The sequence below is a fragment of the Microlunatus parietis genome (assembly GCF_013407955.1).
Classification (GTDB): domain Bacteria; phylum Actinomycetota; class Actinomycetes; order Propionibacteriales; family Propionibacteriaceae; genus Microlunatus; species Microlunatus parietis.
The window spans coordinates 1917521-1934348 of record NZ_JACCBU010000001.1 but is presented as its reverse complement, the minus strand read 5'-3'; the positions used below and the strand labels follow the sequence as shown (position 1 = coordinate 1934348).

General features: G+C 69.8%; 15 protein-coding genes. 12 read left to right on the top strand and 3 right to left on the bottom strand.

The annotated features are described in order from the left end of the window. Nucleotides 1-16 precede the first annotated feature (16 nt). Nucleotides 17-760, top strand: a complete 744-nt coding sequence (locus BKA15_RS09210) for a DinB family protein (RefSeq protein WP_246322300.1) — start codon at nt 17-19, stop codon at nt 758-760. Here the strand turns inward: BKA15_RS09210 and BKA15_RS09205 are convergent, their stop codons facing one another. Next, nucleotides 761-1168, bottom strand: a complete 408-nt coding sequence (locus BKA15_RS09205) for a VOC family protein (RefSeq protein ID WP_179750087.1) — start codon at nt 1166-1168, stop codon at nt 761-763. It lies immediately after the preceding gene. 112 nt (nt 1169-1280) lie between these two features. Here BKA15_RS09205 and BKA15_RS36785 point away from each other — a divergent pair, with 112 nt between their 5' ends. The 3 genes from BKA15_RS36785 to BKA15_RS09190 all read left to right on the top strand — a co-directional run bounded on the left by BKA15_RS36785 (nt 1281) and on the right by BKA15_RS09190 (nt 5358). Continuing rightward, nucleotides 1281-2330 carry an ArsR/SmtB family transcription factor gene (locus BKA15_RS36785; protein ID WP_179750085.1) on the top strand — a complete coding sequence of 350 codons (1050 nt, stop codon included), beginning with the start codon at nt 1281-1283 and terminating at the stop codon, nt 2328-2330. 155 nt (nt 2331-2485) lie between these two features. After that, complete coding sequence (locus BKA15_RS09195) at nt 2486-4828, top strand: M6 family metallopeptidase (protein WP_179750083.1); 2343 nt, start codon at nt 2486-2488, stop codon at nt 4826-4828. Between the two features lie 17 nt (nt 4829-4845). Further along, nucleotides 4846-5358, top strand: a complete 513-nt coding sequence (locus BKA15_RS09190; RefSeq protein ID WP_179750081.1) for a SecDF P1 head subdomain-containing protein — start codon at nt 4846-4848, stop codon at nt 5356-5358. On the opposite strand, the gene BKA15_RS09185 is transcribed toward BKA15_RS09190, so the two are convergent. Further along, complete coding sequence (locus BKA15_RS09185) at nt 5359-5685, bottom strand: hypothetical protein (protein WP_179750079.1); 327 nt, start codon at nt 5683-5685, stop codon at nt 5359-5361. Between the two features lie 102 nt (nt 5686-5787). Beyond that, entirely contained in the window at nt 5788-6951 is a 1164-nt protein-coding gene (gene dgoD, locus BKA15_RS09180; protein WP_179750077.1) for a galactonate dehydratase, read from the bottom strand. A 57-nt stretch (nt 6952-7008) separates the two neighbouring features. On the opposite strand from dgoD, the gene BKA15_RS09175 reads away from it, so the two are divergent. From BKA15_RS09175 to BKA15_RS09140, 8 genes are all read left to right on the top strand, one after another. Next, nucleotides 7009-7797 carry an IclR family transcriptional regulator gene (locus tag BKA15_RS09175; RefSeq protein WP_179750075.1) on the top strand — a complete coding sequence of 263 codons (789 nt, stop codon included), beginning with the start codon at nt 7009-7011 and terminating at the stop codon, nt 7795-7797. Continuing rightward, the gene (locus BKA15_RS09170; RefSeq protein WP_179750073.1) at nt 7794-9155 is read left to right on the top strand and encodes an aspartate aminotransferase family protein; all 1362 of its coding nucleotides are present in this window, start codon (nt 7794-7796) and stop codon (nt 9153-9155) included. Before BKA15_RS09175 ends, BKA15_RS09170 begins: the two co-directional genes overlap by 4 nt. Nucleotides 9156-9157: 2 nt before the next feature. Then, nucleotides 9158-10522, top strand: coding sequence for a neutral/alkaline non-lysosomal ceramidase N-terminal domain-containing protein (locus BKA15_RS09165; RefSeq protein WP_246322733.1), 1365 nt, complete (start codon nt 9158-9160; stop codon nt 10520-10522). Between the two features lie 71 nt (nt 10523-10593). Further along, entirely contained in the window at nt 10594-12372 is a 1779-nt protein-coding gene (locus BKA15_RS09160; protein ID WP_179750061.1) for a sialidase family protein, read from the top strand. A gap of 24 nt (nt 12373-12396) precedes the next feature. Next, nucleotides 12397-13413 carry a LacI family DNA-binding transcriptional regulator gene (locus BKA15_RS09155; RefSeq protein WP_179750059.1) on the top strand — a complete coding sequence of 339 codons (1017 nt, stop codon included), beginning with the start codon at nt 12397-12399 and terminating at the stop codon, nt 13411-13413. A gap of 37 nt (nt 13414-13450) precedes the next feature. After that, on the top strand, nt 13451-14230 hold the full coding sequence (locus tag BKA15_RS09150; protein WP_179750057.1) for a VOC family protein: 780 nt from the start codon (nt 13451-13453) through the stop codon (nt 14228-14230). Between the two features lie 48 nt (nt 14231-14278). Next, nucleotides 14279-15751: a bifunctional UDP-N-acetylglucosamine diphosphorylase/glucosamine-1-phosphate N-acetyltransferase GlmU gene (glmU, locus tag BKA15_RS09145; protein WP_312878890.1), complete on the top strand. Its 1473-nt coding sequence runs from the start codon at nt 14279-14281 to the stop codon at nt 15749-15751. Beyond that, entirely contained in the window at nt 15748-16725 is a 978-nt protein-coding gene (locus BKA15_RS09140) for a ribose-phosphate diphosphokinase (protein WP_179750055.1), read from the top strand. Before glmU ends, BKA15_RS09140 begins: the two co-directional genes overlap by 4 nt. Nucleotides 16726-16828 lie beyond the last annotated feature (103 nt).

Here is a 16828-nt window from a genome sequence, read left to right as displayed (position 1 = left end):
GGCCAGAATGCTCGGCATGGAGAGATTTGAGGATCAGGACCTGAGCGGCGCCGAGTTTCGCGAGTGCGACCTGAGCCGTTCCCGGCTGATCGGGGTGGTGATGCAGGACGTCGTGATCGACGGGCTGGTCACCAATCTGGTGGTCAACGGCGTGGAGGTCACGTCCTATGTCGAGGCCGAGCTGGATCGGCGGCATCCGGTGCGGTTGCTGATGCGTTCGGCCGATCCGGCCGAGCTGCGGGAAGCCCAGCGGCAGCTGAGTGACGACTGGGGGAGTACGGTCGGGCGGCTCCGCGCGCTGCCCGCGGGCTCGGAGCATCAGAGTGTCGGCGGCGAGTGGTCGGCCGTGCAGACGCTCCGCCACCTGGTCTTCGTGCACGACTCGTGGTTTCGTCGCTGCTGCCTCGGGTCGACCCGGCCCTTCACCGGGATCGGGCTGGCGCCGGCGTTCGTACCCGATCAGGAGGTGCTGGGCATCGATCCGGCGGCGTCCCCGGCCCTTGATGAGGTCGTCGCCGTGCGAGACGAGCAATCCGCCGAGCTGAATCGTTGGCTGGCCGATGTGACGGCCGACGACCTGGCCGCCGTCGCCCCGATTCCGACCGGTCCGGGCTGGCCGCCGTATGCGACGGGCAAGTCGGTGGGCGAGTGTCTGCGGGTGGTGCTCAACGAGAACTGGGCACACCACGGATTCTGTGTACGTGATCTTGAGGTGCTCGAAGGCCACGGTGGCTCGCCGGTCGCTGCGGGACGGAGTTGATCATCGGCACAGACAGAACGGATGTCCTTCCGGGTCGATCATCACCCGGAAGCGGTCACTCGGCTGGGGGTCGGCAAGCGTTGCGCCGCATTCGACCGCCCAATCGACTGCGCTGTCGAGGTCGGTCACGCCGACGTCAAGGTGCTGCGTGCTGGCTTGTGCTCCCGGCGCGCTCGGCCAGACCGGTCGCCGGTAGTGGGCGTCGTACTCGAAGTTCAACGCCATGCCCTCGACGCCGTCCGGCGGACAGACCAGCGCGTAGCCGCTGTCGGCCGGCGCGCCCGGACGCGGCGGCTCCTCGCGGCGATAGGGCCATCCCAGCAGGGTGGAGTAGAAGCGGGCGAGCATCCCCGGCCGGGCGGTGGCGATCGTGACGGCCCCAACACTCAGAGGTAACGGTGTGACCATTCGACCACTGTCCACCTCAGCGGATCCGACCGCCAGTGTCGGTCCTTCCCGAGTTCCTTCGTCTGTGGACTAAGGCTGGGCCGGCGCCCGGCGCGGGCGCGAGGATGGCTCCGTGATCCGGTTCCGGCTGAGCCCCGACGTGCTGGGTACGGTGCGGTTGGCCTTGTCGCCCCTGGTCGAGGTGGGATCGAGCCTGCGGCTGCTGACCAGTCCGCGCCCGCCCGCGGTGCATCGGCGTTGGCTGCGCCGGATCTCCGCCGAGTTGGACCGGATCGACCTGGAGCTGCTGCTGGCGACGGTGCCGGCGGACGGACCGCCGCTCGCCGTCCTGTATCCGTCGGCGCTGGGGCGTGCGGCGACCATCGAGCAGCAGTTGATCACGCTCGCCGCAACACCGGCCGAGCCGATCCTGGACGACCTGGTCCGGATCTGGACCGGTCGGGCCCGGCCGCGGTCGGTGCAGCGGCTGATCGAGGCCGGGTCGGCAGCGCCCCGGCTGCTGGCGGACGCGATCACCGGCTATTGGGCGATCGCGATCGAGCCCTATTGGGACCGGATGCGGGCGGTGCTGGAGGACGATCTCGCCTATCGCAGCAACCGCTCCGCAAGCGGCGGCCTGTTCTCGCTGCTGGAGGATCTGCATCCCGAGGTCTCGCTGGACGGGGCGATGCTCAACATCGACAAGCCGCACTACCCGGACGCGACGTACGACGGCAACCACATGACGCTGGTCCCGTCGATCTTCCTCTGGCCCACGCTTGTTCTTGATCATGAAGCGGACGCGTTCGAGCTGACCTACCCGGCCCGCGGGGTCGGCCGGGTCTGGGAGGACCTGGCGGAGCAGTCGGCCGCGGACGACCCGCTCGGTGCGCTGATCGGGGCGAGTCGGTCGGCGATCCTGCATCAGCTGGTGATCCCGCTGTCCACCACCCAGCTGGCGCGCCGACTGGAACAGAGCCCGGCCACCGTCAGCCGGCACCTGTCGATCCTGCGGGACAGCGGCATGGTGGTCAGCTGGCGGTCCGGCCGGAGCATGCTCTACCGGCGGACCGCGTTGGCGGGTTCGTTGATCGGCGGCCAGCGGCGGCCGGTGGACGAGACCGTCGAGCCGGTCGCCCCGCTGCACGTCGTCGCCGACGAGAACCGTACCGCTGAATCCTAGGAGGCGCCGGAGATCTTTCGCTGCACACCGAACCGTGAGGGCCCTCCACGGGAGATCTTGCGCTGTTCCGTGAATCCGCTGCCGAGCCCGGCCCGGCGGCGGATGCTAGTCGGAACAACCTCACCCCCTGGAGGTAACCAGTCATGGATTCCCGCATGCCCCGGGCGAGGACGCGTGCGGCGGTTGCCATCACCGCCGCGCTCGCCGTCACCTTCACGGGCCTGATCGGCCTTTCCACCACCGCTTCGGCCGACCCCGGTTCCGGGTCGGCCGCTCGTCTGCCCCGGGACATCCGGGATGCGCCGGCCGAGGTCCGGCAGAAGTCCAAGATCGACTTGAGCCGCTCCGAGCAGAGGTCGTTCCGCGACGACGCTCCGGCGGTGCGCCAGCTGCGGTCCGCACCCGCGACCGAGAACACGGCGACCGGGACCCCGGTCGGCGGCAGCAAGAACTGGCTCGTCTACGGTGTCAACGGTTACGGCGCGGCTCCGTACACACTGCGCGGGGTCGGCGACAAGATCGAGATCTGGGTGCAGGGCAACTTGAACTACCCCGACGGCGACTGCCGCAACGACGGCGTCCGCAACGTGATCACCGACGCCCAGGTGCAGTCCATGATCACCGAGTTCGACGGCAACATCCTGCCCAAGGAGTCGGAGATCTTCTCGGTCGCCCCGGAACGGGACGGCACCCAGTCGATCGACGTCGGCTTCGGCGCTCCGCTGTGGGAGATCATCGGCGGCGGCGACCCGGACTACTACAAGGGTGACGGCGACAAGACCGTCGTCCTGGTCAGCAACGTCCGTGATGAGAACTACTACGACCAGACCACGCCGGCCGGGGCGACCTACATCGCCGGGTTCTTCTCTCCCTTGTACAACGAGGGATTCGATCGCAACGTGATGACGATCGACTCCTACGACTGGCTGCACCGCACCGGCGCCAACCCGCCCGACGAGCCGCCGGGCGGACCGTGCAGCCCGATGCAGCCGGCCCGGCCGTACCTCTACGAAAGCACGTTCGCCCACGAGTACCAGCACCTGCTCGAGTACTACGCCGGCCCGGGCGAGACCACCTGGCTCAACGAGGGCCTGTCCGACTACGCGCAGACCGTGGTCGGCTACGTCGACACGACGCTCCCGCACGGGCAGTTGGGTGCGGACAGCCACCTGACCTGCTTCCAGGGCTTCCTCGGGTCCGACGCGTTCCCGTACTGCGGGGCGGAGAATTCGCTGACCCGCTGGGAAGATCAGCCGAACGAGACGCTGGCCGACTACGGTGCCGCGTACGCGTTCGTCACGTACCTGGCGAACCAGTTCGGTCGCGGCGTGATCACGTACCTGCACAACGACGACGCCCCCGGCCTGCGATCCCTGCAGCGCTATCTCGATGATCATGCTCCGGGGCTCAAGACGACCGACGTCGTGCACGACTGGGCCGCGCAGATGGCCCTGGACCGGCTGGTGGACCAGCGGGCTCGCGGACTCAACCGGGACGAGCGGCGCCGGTTCACGGCAGCCGAACTGAGCTCGGCGATCGACTGGGCCTGGACCGGTTCGTACGATTCGCCCGGCGCACCGGCCAACGGCTCGGACTACGTGCTGGCGATGGCGGACCGTCCGGTGAACGGCGACACGATCAGGTCGCTCGGCTTCGCCGGCGCCGAGACCTACCGGGCGGATCCGCTGCGGTGGGTGATCAACGATTCGGCACTCTGGTCGGGCGAGGGAGATGATCTTGATCGCGCGATCGCCTACCCGGTCTCGGTGCCGGCCGGCGGCGGGCAGCTGACGTTCTCCAGCCGCTTCGACATCGAAGCGAACTGGGACTTCGGCGTGGTGCAGGTGTCGGCCGACGGCGGCAAGACCTACACCACGGTCGGCAACGAGAACACCACCAGCGAGCATGCCGACGGAGCGGAGCCGTCGATCATCGCGCAACTGCCCGGCCTGACCGGGCTGAGCGACGGCTACCAGCCGCAGAGCTTCGACCTGTCGGGCTATGCCGGCCAGGACGTGATCGTTTCGTTCCGCTACCTGACCGACGGTGCCCTCAACGGCAACGGCAGCGGCGAACCGTCCGGCTGGTGGATCCGTGACGTCAAGCTCGGCGACACGGTGATCACCGACGGCACCACACTCGACGGCGGCCGTTCGCCGAGTCAGGTGTCGCCGATGGAGGTCGCCGACTGGCGGGTCCAGCTGGTCGGCTGGACGCTGGACGGGAAGACGGTGCGGTACGCCGACGTGGCGCTCACCAAGGGCCACCAGGCGAACCTGAACCGGAACCAGCTGCGCCGGATCCTCGGCCGGGTGGACCGGATCGGCGTCATCGTGACCGTCGACGATCCGCTGGAGTTGGCCAACAAGAACGCCAACTACACGCTCAAGATCAACGGCGTGCTGCAACCGGGCGGGCAGGGCGACACCGTCCCGCTCTCGGCGACGGCGCTGGACCGCCGGGCGCCCATCTCCAAGCGGCTCAACGTCACCTATTGAGTCGGTACCCTGACCGCATGCGCCGGTACGCAGCCCTCGCCATCCTGACTCTGATCATGGCGGCGACGGGCTGCGGCCTGCTGCCGCGGCTGCCCGGTCCGTCGCCGACTCCGGCCGGACTCACCGAACCGCTGGCGTTCCATCAGGTCACCGAGTACCGGCCGGCGCCGTGCGCATCGGCAGGCTCGGACCGGACCTATCCGGAACCGGACAACCCGCAGGCCTGCCTTCGGCTCGGGCCGAGCCGGCTCACCGTCCATCGACTCGAGCAGGTGAGGGCGGAGGCCGATCAGAGCGGTCACTGGATGATCTTGATCACCCTGCCCGCCGACGCCGCCGACACCCTGACCGAGGTGACCGCCGACCTGGCCGCGGAGCATGATCCGAGGAATCGGATGGCCATGATCATCGGCGAGGAGTTGATCTCTGCGCCGATGGTGCAGCAGGAGATTTCCGGCGGCCAGTTGCAGTTGGCCGGCACCTTCACCCGGGAACAGGCCGACGCCCTGGTCCGGCGCCTCGGCGGCTGATCACCGATCGGGAAGGGTGACGTCGCCGAGCACAGCGATCGGGAAGGCCAGCTTGATCGTGCCGAGTTCCAGCCGGACGAACTCCGCGGCAGCCCAGCGCTCGGCCTGGAAGGGGAAGGTGATCTGCACCCGCCCGCCGGTCGCGCCTCCGGACAGTCCGAGGCTGAAGGACGTCTCGCCTGCCGGATCGACGAGCGCCGCCCGATAATGCTCGGTAGGAAACGTGTCTGTGGCGTAGTGGTCGTCGGGCACGGCGAACTCGAGTTCGAGGACGATCTCGCCGTCCTGAGCGCGTCCCTTCACAGCGAGTCGGATCCCTGACGGCACGTTCGGACGCTAACACCGACCGCGAGCTCATCCATCGTCGAGTGTGACGAAACGGACATCTGAAATCGACGCGATTTCATCGGTCCGGAACGTCACGGTGGCTCACCAGTCGCAGAGGCTGCCGTCGGGGAGGCGGGTGGAGAGTTGGACCTCGGTCTCGGTGCCGGGGTGGGCGGCGGCGACCGCCTCGTTCACGGCCGTGCCGAGGCCGACGCCGGGCGGCGGGACGGCGTAGCCGTCGGCGAACTCCAGCGGGGTGGTGAGGATGTCGTCCCAGATCGGGGCGGCTGCTCGCATCTGCTCCTGGATCAGCCAGTTCGAGGTGGCCATCGCGAAGTGCAGGTTGTGCGCGGTCGCGATCGGGCCGAGTGGGTTGTGCGGGGCCAGGGTGACGCCGAAGGCCTCGGCCAGGCCGGCGATCCGGCGCAGTTCGGACAGGCCGCCGCAGTGGCAGACGTCCGGCTGCAGTACGGCGACGGCGCCGGTCCGGAGCACTCGGAGGAACTCACCGCGGCCGGACAGCCGCTCACCCAGAGCGATCGGGATCCCTGCTCCGGCAGCGATTCCGGGCAACTCCTCGACCAGTTCCGGCTGGCACGGCTCCTCCAGGAACCACGGCCGGTACGGGCGCAGCACGCCGGCGAACGCGATCGCCGCGGCCGGCGTGCACCGGCCGTGCAGGTCGATCATGATCTCCACCTCGTCGCCGACCGCGTCCCGGACCGCGGCCATCACCCGGTCCGTGGTCCGCAGCGCCGCACCGGACGGGAGGCCGGCGCCCATCGGTACGGCGAGCACCTTCACCGCATCGAAGCCCGCCTCCACGCTGCGCCGCGCACTGTCGGCGAACCGCTCGGCCGACAGCGCGCCGTAGACCGCGTCCGGGTCACCGCCGCCGAGGTGGTCGTACAACCTGATCCTGTCCCGGACCCGGCCGCCGAGCAGTTCGTACAGCGGAACGCCGAGCGCCTGCGCCTTCAGGTCGTGCAGGGCCTGATCGATGCCGGACAGTGCGCTCATGGTGATCACGCCGCCCTTCCAGAACTGCTGCCGGAACAGTTTCTGCCACAGGTGCTCGATCCGGTACGGATCCTCGCCGATCAACAACGGCACGAAGTCGCGCACGGCCCCGACGATCGAATGGGTCCGCCACTCCGTGCTCGCCTCGCCCCACCCGACCAGGCCCTGATCGGTCCGGACCCGGACGAACACCCAGTTCCGCATCCCGGCGTCACAGACGACGGTGTCCACATCGGTGATCTTCATGCCGGTACGCTATCGTACGAGTGAAAGAGCCTGTCACTGAATGGAACATGATCAATTATGGCGACTCCCGACGGACTGCAGAGCGTCGAGCGGCTGACCGGCCTGCTCGAGGCCGTGGCGGAGCAGCCGGGTCCGCTCGCCGCGATCGCCGCGCGCGCCGGCCTCAGCGAACCGACCGCGCTTCGCTACCTGAACAGCGTGATCCGCAACGGCTGGGTGGAACGCGACCCGCGGACCCGGCACTACCGGATCGGCATGCGACTGTTCGCGCTGGGCCGCAGCGCGCTGGGGCGGCAGGGCCTGATGGGACTGGCCGGGACGGCGATGGCGACCGTGGTCGACGAGTGCGAGGAGACCGCGACGCTCGGCATCCGCACCGGTGATCAACTCGTGATCGCGCACGCCGTGGAGAGCCGGCACCCGATCCGCAAGGGCGCGGCGATCGGCGAGACCGACGCCTGGCACTCGACCGGGCTCGGCAAGGCGATCCTGTCCACCCTGACCGAGGGCGAGGTCCGGGAATCCCTGCGCAGGTACGCATTCCGGGCCTGCACCGCGAGGACGCTGACCTCGCTCGCAGCCTTGCTGAAGGACCTGGCCGCGGTGCGCCGGCGCGGCTACGCCGTGGACGACGAGGAGTCGGTGACGGGGCTGCGCTGCGTCGCCGTACCGGTGCGTGATCACAGCGGCACGGCCCGCTACGCGCTGAGTGTCAGCGGCCCGAGCAGCCGGGTGACGCCGGAGCGGTTCGACGCCCTGGCTGCCCTGCTGCAGCAGCAAGTTGATCATCTCGAGCTGTTCCTGGGCTACGACCCGGACCCATCGACCGAAGGAGAACCAGAGTGAATGCAGTCGGCACCGGTGCGCCGCTCGCCGAGCGGGCCCGGGCGGCCATCCCGGGCGGGGTGAACAGCGGGCAGCGCAGCGTCCCGGGCATCACCGACCTGGTGGTGGCCCGTGCGGAGGGTGCCCGGTTCTTCGACACCGAGGGCCGGGCCTACACCGACTACCACGCCGCGTTCGGCCCGCAGTTGCTCGGCCACAACGATCCCGACGTCAGCGCCGCAGTGGCGGCGGTGATCCGCGAGGTCGACCTGTGCGGCGTCGGCGTGACGCCGGGGGAGATCGAACTCGCCGAGCGATTGATCGAACTCGTGCCGAGCTTCGAGCAGGTGCTGCTGACCAGCACCGGCAGCGAGGCGACGTTCCATGCGCTGCGGCTGTCCCGGGCGGTCACGGGTCGCCGGCTGGTGGTCAAGTTCCAGGGTTGCTATCACGGCTGGCACGACGCGGTCAGCCTGAACGTGATCTCCGCCGAGGATGCCTTGAACCGGCCCGATCCGATCTCGGCCGGGATCCTGCCCGAGGTGCTGGAATCGACCGTGGTGTTGCCGTTCAACGACGCCGAGGCCGTCCGCCGGCTGTTCGCCGATCATGGTGATCAGATCGCCGGCGTGATCGTCGAGCCGGTGCCGCACAACATCGGCTGTGTGCTGCCGACCGACGAGTTCTTGATCACCTTGCGGGAGCAGACCACCCAGCACGGTGCGATCTTGATCTTCGACGAGGTGATCACCGGGTTCCGGCATGCGCTCGGCGGCTGGCAGGAGATCAGCGGGATCACGCCGGACCTGACCACGCTCGGCAAGGCGTTCGCGAACGGCTTCCCGCTCGGCGCGATCGGCGGCCGGGCGGACCTGATGCAGCAGTTCAGTTCGCGGCCGGGCGGGTCGGCGTTCTTCGCGGGTACGTACAACGGGGCGCCGGTCGTGGTCGCCGCGGCGCTGGCGACGCTGACCAAGCTGACCGAGCAGCCGGTGCACGAGCACACGTTCCGGCTCGGCGAGCTGGCCCGGGCCGGGCTGCGGGAGGTGTTCGCCGAGCTGGACCTGCCGGCCGTCGTCACCGGCTACGGCTCGATCTTCGTCAGCTACTTCATGCCGGGCCCGGCGCCGCGCACGTACAGCGACCTGCTGGCCAACCGGGCCGACCTGTTCGTCGGCTACCGGCGGAAGCTGATCGAGCGCGGCATCTTCGAGCTGCCGCTGAACCTCAAGCGCAGCCACATTTCCTACGCCCACACGGAATCCGACATCGAGCAGCTGATCGACGGCACCCGGGACGCGGTCCGCGCCGCGCTCTCGGAGACCACCGAGCTCGGTGCCGGCGCGTCGACGATGGGTGGTCTGGTGCGGGAATCGTGATCATGGAGCCATTGATCTGGTCGCCGCTCGCCGCCGCCGGCAGGGTCGGCGTCGCCGTCCGCGACATCACGCCGCCGGCCGGAATTCTGGCCCGGAACTGGGGTGCGGCCGACACCGACGTCGCGGCCGGGGTGCACCGGCCGCTACGGGCCACCGCGCTCGCGATCACCGACGGCGCCGAGCCGGTCCGCTACCTGGTGTCGACCGACCTCGGCTGGTGGCGCAACGCGGCCGAGGAGTGGGCCGTACGGTCCCGGGTGCTCGACGCGCTCGGCGCCGAACCGGAGGACCTGCTGCTCCACCTGGTGCACACCCACTCCGGCCCGACGCTGACCGCGACCTCGCCCGAGCTCGAGGGTGCCGACCTGGTGCCGGCCTACTTCGACCTGCTGGCCGAGAAGATCACCGAGGCCTGCCGGGAGGCCGCCGCGACGGCCGTCGAGGCGACCGCGACGTTCGGCACCGCCCGGTGCGATGTCGCCGTGGACCGGGCCCTGGTGGCCGGCGGCCGGGACCTGGTCGCCTTCAATCCCGGCGCACCGGCCGACGATACGCTGCTGGTCGGCCGGATCACGGCCCGGGACGGCCGGCCGCTGGCGACCATGATCAACTACGCCTGCCACCCGACCACGCTCGGCTGGCAGCCGCCGCTGATCTCGCCGGACTGGATCGGTGCCGCGCGGGATGAGGTGGAACAGGCGATCGGGGCGCCCTGCCTGGTGCTGCAAGGCGCCTCCGGCGAACTCAGCCCGCGCGAGCAGTACGGCGACGGCGAGCTCACCGACCGGGTCGGCCGGGCGATCGGCTACGCCGCGCTGTCCGGGCTGACCGCGTTGCCGCCGCCCGGCAGCAGGCTCGGACTGGCAGACGTCGTCGAGTCCGGCACGACGCTCGGGATCTGGCGGCCACAGCCGGTCGAGCCGTCCCGTACCCTGCGGACGATCCGGACGGTCGCCGAACTCGACGCGCGGCCGGAACCGACCCCCGAGGAACTCGCGCGGCGCCACGCCGGGATCAACCCGACCGCCGCCGCCGAGCGGCTGCGCCGGGCCGGCCAGCTGCGGGCCGGCTACATCGACGGTGACACCGCGGCCCATCCGCTCTGGGTCTGGCGCTGGGGCGACGCGATCGTGGTCGCCCAGGCCGGCGAACCGTACTCCTGGCTGCAGCAGGAGCTGCGCCGCCGCCACCCGGACCTCGCGATCTTCGTCCTCAACTGCACCAACGGCCCCGGCTTCGTCTACCTCCCGCCGGTCGACGTGTACCGGCGGGATGTCTACCAGGTCTGGCAATCCGAGGTCGTCGCCGGAAGTCTCGAACGCGTTGCTGATCTTGCGTCGGTCTCGATTCTCGATCTTTGTCGGTAGCAGCCATGGCGTCGCTCCGCCGCAGGATGCTAGCCTTTCTTGCAACGTTGCAAGAATCTCGGGCAGGAGCGATGACAATGTCGCTGAATCTCAGCCGTACCGTGTTGGTCGGAATCGCCGTTCTCGTGGTCGGAGCCGTCACCGTGCTGGGCGCGGGACGGGCCGGTGCCGACGCGGGAGGGGAGCTCATCCATCGGCCGGTCGGGGCCGAGGAGAGCAACATCTATGCACGCATGCTCAGGCTGAGCGCGGCCGGAGAGGCCCCCGGGCGGCTGCTGATGACGTTCGAGCGGGACAACCCGACCGGCGGACCGATCGAGTTGTTGATCAAGAGCAGCGACGACGACGGGAAGTCCTGGAGCACGCTGAGCACCGTCGCCGACGAGCGCACCGGGCCGGGCCGGCCGGTCTCCCGGATGTGGCAGCCGCACCTGTTCGAGTTCCCCCACCGGCTCGGTGATCATCCCGCCGGCACGATCATGCTGGTGGCGAACCTCGTCCCGGCCGACGGGTCGGTGACCGAGTTCTTCTCCTGGTACTCCCATGATCATGGACGGACCTGGACGCCCGGCGAGGTCATTCAGCGCGGCGGGACGTTTGGTCGCGGTATCTGGGAGCCGCACCTGGTCCTGGACACCAAAGGCCGGCTCCAGATGTACTTCGCCGACGAGCGGTCGGCACCGGAGCACAGCCAGATGATCGTCCACGTCACCTCGACCGACGGCGGCCGCTCCTGGGGCCCGGTCCAGCGGGACGTCGCGAGCGCACTGCCCGGCGATCGACCGGGCATGCCGACGGTGGCCCGGATGGGGCAGCGCGGCGACTTCGTGCTCTCGTACGAGATCTGCGGCCGGGCCCACTGCGCTGTGCACGTCAAGCGATCCGCCGACGGAGCAAGGTGGGGTTCTGCCGCCGACCTGGGTGATCAAGTGATCACCGCGGACGGTCGCTACGCCGGCCACAGCCCGGTGGTGACCTGGGTGCCGACAGGCGACCGGACCGGGCAACTCGTGCTCGCCTCGCAGCACGTCTTCAACACCGTCGGTGACGACTTCGCGCCGGAGGAGTACCGGATCCTGTTCACCAGCGACGGAAGGGATCTGAGCCGGTTCTGGGACTGGTCGCCGGCACCGTGGACGGTGAGCAACGCGTCGCCTGGCTGCAACGCCAATTACAGCCCGCACGTGATGCCGGCCGGACCGCCGGGGGAGGTGCGGCTGACCGCGCCGACCAGCGTCGGCGACAGCGGAACCTGCGGGGAGGCGACCGGTGTCGCGTCGGTCGGCACCCTGCCGTTCGAGTCCGCGTTCGGCAGCCGCGGCCAAGCCGGCTGGATCGGCTACGGCGGATCCTGGTCGGTCGAGGACGGCGTCTACCGGCAGCAGGACGGACAAGGATTCCCGAAGGCAGTCACCGGCTCGACCGGGTGGACCGACTACACCGTGAGCAGCGACGTACGGCTGGGCGCCACCACGATCGACGCCGGCCTGCTGGCCCGGGTCACCGACCCGCAGGAGGGCCCGGACTCGCACCACGGCTATTACGCCGGGCTTGATCCGGTGAACGGCCGGCTGTTCATCGCGCGCCAGGACTACGCCTATCAGCAGCTGTCGTCCCGCGCCGTTCCCGGCGGCATCGCTCGGAGCGCCTGGCATCGGCTGAGCCTCCGGGTCGTCGACACGAAGGCCGGGACGGAGCTTCGGGCCGAGTTCCGGCCGGGCGCCGGTGACGAGGTGATCACGCTGACCGCGTCCGATCCGTACTCCTCGTTCAATTCCGGGATGGTCGGGCTGCGAACCCACAGGGGCGAGGCCGAGTTCCGTACCGTCTCGGTCCGGCCGGCCGGCTGATGATCATGGAGTAGTTTCGTCGTCGTGGCTACCTTGCGCGACGTGGCGGCGCGGGCCGGCGTGTCGATCCGGACCGTCTCGAACGTGGTGAACGACTTCCACTACGTCAGCGAGGCGACCAGGGCCCGGGTCCAGCGGGCGATCGAGGAGACCGGCTACCAACCGAACCTGGCGGCGCGTTCGCTGCGGGGTGGCCGGTCCGGGTTGATCGGGCTGATCGTGCCGGAGATCGACGTGCCGTACTTCGGCGAACTCACCCGGGCCTTCATCGAGCAGCTCGCCGGCAAGGACTACACCCTCGTGGTGGACCACACCGACGGACAGCCCGACCGGGAGCGGGACATCGTGCTGCGGCGGCGGCCGGCGCCGCTCTTCGACGGGCTGATCGTCAACCCCCTGCAGCTCGGCGCGGATCAGCTGGAGGTTCGCTCGCCGCCGGCCCCGTTGGTCCTGATCGGCGAGCAGGTGCACTCGAAGCAGTTCGACCACGTCATGATCGACAACGTCCGGGCCGCCCGGGAATCGGTGGAACACCTGATCTCCCTCGGCCGCCGGCGGATCGCGGTCATCGGCGGGCCGCCGGACGGCTGGACCAAGACGACCGCGCTCCGGATCGAGGGCTACCGGGCCGCGCTGCGGGACGCCGGCCGGAAGCCCGACCCGACGCTCGACGTACGGACCGAGGCGCTGCACCGCCGGGACGGAGCCGCGGCCATGGAACAGCTGCTGGCGCTCCGGAGGCCGCCGGACGCCGTCTTCTGCCTGAACGACCTGGTCGCGCTCGGCGTCTTGCGGACCCTCTCCGTCCACGGGGTACGGGTTCCCGACGACATCGCCGTGACCGGGTTCGACGACGTCGAGGACGGCCGCTACAGCACGCCGACCCTGTCCACCGTGGCACCGGACAAGACCGGGATCGCCACCCTCGCGCTGGAGCGACTCATGATCAGGATGGCCGGCGATCGCAGCCCCGGCGTCACCCTCTTCGCCGATCACACGTTCGTCGCCCGCGAGAGCACGGTCGGGACCGGCGCCGGCTGAGCCCCCCGCGACGCGCGACGCTCGTTATCGTGGGGCGATGGAGCGGTCGGTGTTGGAGTGTCTGTGCGTCGATGCCCGGGATCCGGTGCGGTTGGGGCGATTCTGGGCGGGACTGCTCGGGGCCGCGGTGACCGAGGAGGGCGCCAGCGGGACCCGGCTCGCGTACCCGGGGCTGGAGGGGTTCTTCCTCGACTTCCTCCCGGTACCGGAGCGGGAGGAACGGCCGCACCGGCTGCACCTGGACCTGAACGCCGGCTCGGACCGGGACCGGATGGTCGAGCGGGCGCTCGGGCTCGGCGCCGCGCACGTGGACATCGGGCAGGGCGACGACGCACCGTGGGCGGTGCTGGTCGACCCCGAGGACTATGCCTTCTGCGTGATGCCCGACCGTCGGCTGCGCGACAGCGGCGAGCCGATGTATCCCGACACCGGGCCGATCGGCGGCATCCCGATCGACGCCGACGACATCGACGCGGCCGCGGCGTTCTGGACTCAGGCGTGGGACTGGCGGCCGTGGCCGAAGCTGCCCGCGACGTTCCGGCATCCGTCCGGCACCGGCCCGCTGATCGGCTTCACCGACCCGGTCGAGCCGAAGCGGGGCAAGAACCCGCTGCACCTCGACCTTCGGGTCCCGCCGGGCGGCGACTACGACGCCGAACTGACCCGGCTGCTCGACCTCGGCGCCGAAAGGCTCGACCGCGACTGGGGCGAGCTGCCGTGGACCGTACTGCTCGATCCGGGCAACAACGAGTTCTGCCTGCTGCGTCCCACGAAGACGCAGGCGTCCGATGAGACATCCCCAGTGCCTGCAGACTAAGGTGACCCGGCGGAGAACACCGCCCGAACGAGAGCTCTAGGAGCCCGTGTGAATTCAGCCACCGATGCCCCCGTCGAGGCCACGCTGGCAGCAGTGATCATCCTCGCTGCGGGGGAGGGCAAGCGGATGAAGTCGGCCCGACCGAAGTTCCTGCACGAGGTCGGCGGCCGATCGATCCTGCACCGGGTGCTCGACGCGGCGACGGCCTTGGAGCCGGAGCACGTGGCGGTCGTCATCGGCCACGGGCGGGACCAGGTGGAGGCCCACCTCGACGAGGTCGCTCCGCATGCGGTACGGGTGCCGCAGGGCAACGAGGCGTACGGCACGGGCTACGCGGCGCAGTGTGCGATCGCCGGCCTCCCCGAACTGCACGGCGACGTGGTGATCACGGTGGGCGACGCTCCGCTGCAGACCGGCGACGCCCTGGCCGCCCTGGTCGCCGAGCACCGGTCTGCCGGTGCGGTGGCGACCGTGCTCACCGCGACCGCTCCCGATCCGACGGGCTACGGCCGGATCGTCCGCGGGGCCGACGGGTCCGTGGTGGCGATCGTCGAGCACAAGGACGCCACCGAAGCACAGCGGCAGATCGACGAGATCAACTCCGGCATCTTCGTCTTCGACGCGGCCACACTGCGGGACGGCCTGACCAAGATCAGCACCGACAACGCGCAGGGCGAGCTGATGCTCACCGACGTCGTCAAGATCGCCACCGACAACCGGCAGCAGGTCGCCGCCTACCGGGTGGACGACTTCTGGCTGACCGAGGGCGTCAACGACCGGGTCCAGCTCGGCCGGCTCAACGCCGAACTGAACCGGCGCATCTGCGAGCAGTGGATGCGGGCCGGCGTCACCATCGTCGACCCGGCGACCACCTGGATCCATGACACGGTTGATCTTGCTCCGGATGCCACCCTGCTGCCCGGTACGTCGCTCGAGGGCGCCACCTCGATCGGCGCCGGCGCCACCATCGGTCCGGACACCACGCTGGTCGATGTCGAGGTCGGCCCGGGCGCGACCGTGATCAGGACCCACGGCTCGCTGGCGGTGATCGGCGCCGAGGCGAGCGTCGGGCCGTTCGCGTACCTGCGACCGGGGACCGAACTCGGCGTGAAGGGCAAGATCGGCACCTTCGTCGAGACCAAGAACGCGATCATCGGCGCGGGCGCCAAGGTCCCGCACCTGACCTACGCCGGTGACACGACGATCGGCGACGGCGCCAACATCGGCGCCGGGACGATTTTCGCCAACTACGACGGGGTGAACAAGACCAGCAGTTCGGTCGGTCGGCACTCCTTCGTGGGCAGCGGCACCGTGCTGGTTCACCCTCGCACGGTCGCGGACGGGACCTACGTGGCCGCCGGATCCACGATCACCAACGATGTGGAGCCGGGCGAGTTGGCGGTGGCGCGGGGCCGGCAGCGCAACATCCCCGGCTGGGTCGCGCGCAAGCGGGCCGGGACCAAGACCGCCGCCGCCGCCGAACAGGCCGGCGGCACCGAGCACGGGGAGGGCGAACAATGACGGGGGTCAAGAAGCCCAACGAGAAGCATCTGATGCTGTTCTCGGGGCGGGCGTATCCGGCGTTGGCCGACGAGGTCGCGCAGCTGATGCACGTCGGCATCGTGCCGACCCGGTCGCTGAACTACGCGAACTCCGAGATCTACGTCCGCTTCGAGGAGTCGGTCCGCGGCTGCGATGCGTACGTGATCCAGAGCCACGCCGCACCGGTCAACGAGTGGGTGATGGAGCAGTTGATCATGGTCGACGCCCTGAAGCGGGCCTCGGCCAAGCGGATCACGGTGGTCGCGCCCTTCTATCCGTACGCGCGGCAGGACAAGAAGCACGCCGGCCGGGAGCCGATCTCGGCCCGGCTGATCGCCGATCTCTACAAGACGGCCGGCGCCGACCGGCTGATGTCGGTCGACCTGCACGCCGCCCAGATCCAGGGCTTCTTCGACGGTCCCGTTGATCATCTCTGGGCGCTGCCGGTGCTGTCGGACTACGTCGAGTCCAAGTACGACACGTCGGAGATGACCGTCGTCTCGCCGGACGCCGGCCGGGTCCGGCTGGCCGACATGTGGACCGACAAGCTCAACTGCGCGCTGGCGATCATCCACAAGCGGCGCGATCCCAACGTGGCCAACACGGTCGCGGTGCACGAGGTCGTCGGCGAGGTCGAGGGCCGGGTCTGCCTGCTCGTCGACGACATGATCGACACCGCGGGCACGATCTGCCAGGCCGCCGAGGCGCTGATGGAACGCGGCGCGAAGTCGGTGATCGCCGCCGCGACCCATCCGGTGCTGTCCGGTCCGGCCGTCGACCGGCTGACCGCCTCGGCGTTCGAGGAGGTCATCGTCACGAACACGCTGCCGATCCCCGACGAGCGGCATTTCGACCGGCTCACCGTGCTGTCGATCGCGCCGCTGATCGCCCGCGCGATCACCGAGGTGTTCGAGGACGGTTCGGTCACCTCACTCTTCAACGGCCAGTCCTGATCCTGCGGCCGGTGTTCGCACCCGGGGAACGCTCCGCAGGGTTGACTTCTCGTCCGGCTTGTAAAACGATTCAATTCTGGTGCTGGAGTCGACTCGCTGTGGA

Coding starts and splice junctions, on each gene's coding strand:
- BKA15_RS09160 (WP_179750061.1), top strand. CDS start 10,594: ATGACAATGTCGCTGAATCTCAGCCGTACCGTGTTGGTCGGAATCGCC.
- BKA15_RS09195 (WP_179750083.1), top strand. CDS start 2,486: ATGCCCCGGGCGAGGACGCGTGCGGCGGTTGCCATCACCGCCGCGCTC.
- BKA15_RS09205 (WP_179750087.1), bottom strand. CDS start 1,168: ATGGTCACACCGTTACCTCTGAGTGTTGGGGCCGTCACGATCGCCACC.
- BKA15_RS09190 (WP_179750081.1), top strand. CDS start 4,846: ATGCGCCGGTACGCAGCCCTCGCCATCCTGACTCTGATCATGGCGGCG.
- dgoD (WP_179750077.1), bottom strand. CDS start 6,951: ATGAAGATCACCGATGTGGACACCGTCGTCTGTGACGCCGGGATGCGG.
- BKA15_RS09140 (WP_179750055.1), top strand. CDS start 15,748: ATGACGGGGGTCAAGAAGCCCAACGAGAAGCATCTGATGCTGTTCTCG.
- BKA15_RS09150 (WP_179750057.1), top strand. CDS start 13,451: ATGGAGCGGTCGGTGTTGGAGTGTCTGTGCGTCGATGCCCGGGATCCG.
- BKA15_RS09165 (WP_246322733.1), top strand. CDS start 9,158: ATGGAGCCATTGATCTGGTCGCCGCTCGCCGCCGCCGGCAGGGTCGGC.
- BKA15_RS09210 (WP_246322300.1), top strand. CDS start 17: ATGGAGAGATTTGAGGATCAGGACCTGAGCGGCGCCGAGTTTCGCGAG.
- BKA15_RS09175 (WP_179750075.1), top strand. CDS start 7,009: ATGGCGACTCCCGACGGACTGCAGAGCGTCGAGCGGCTGACCGGCCTG.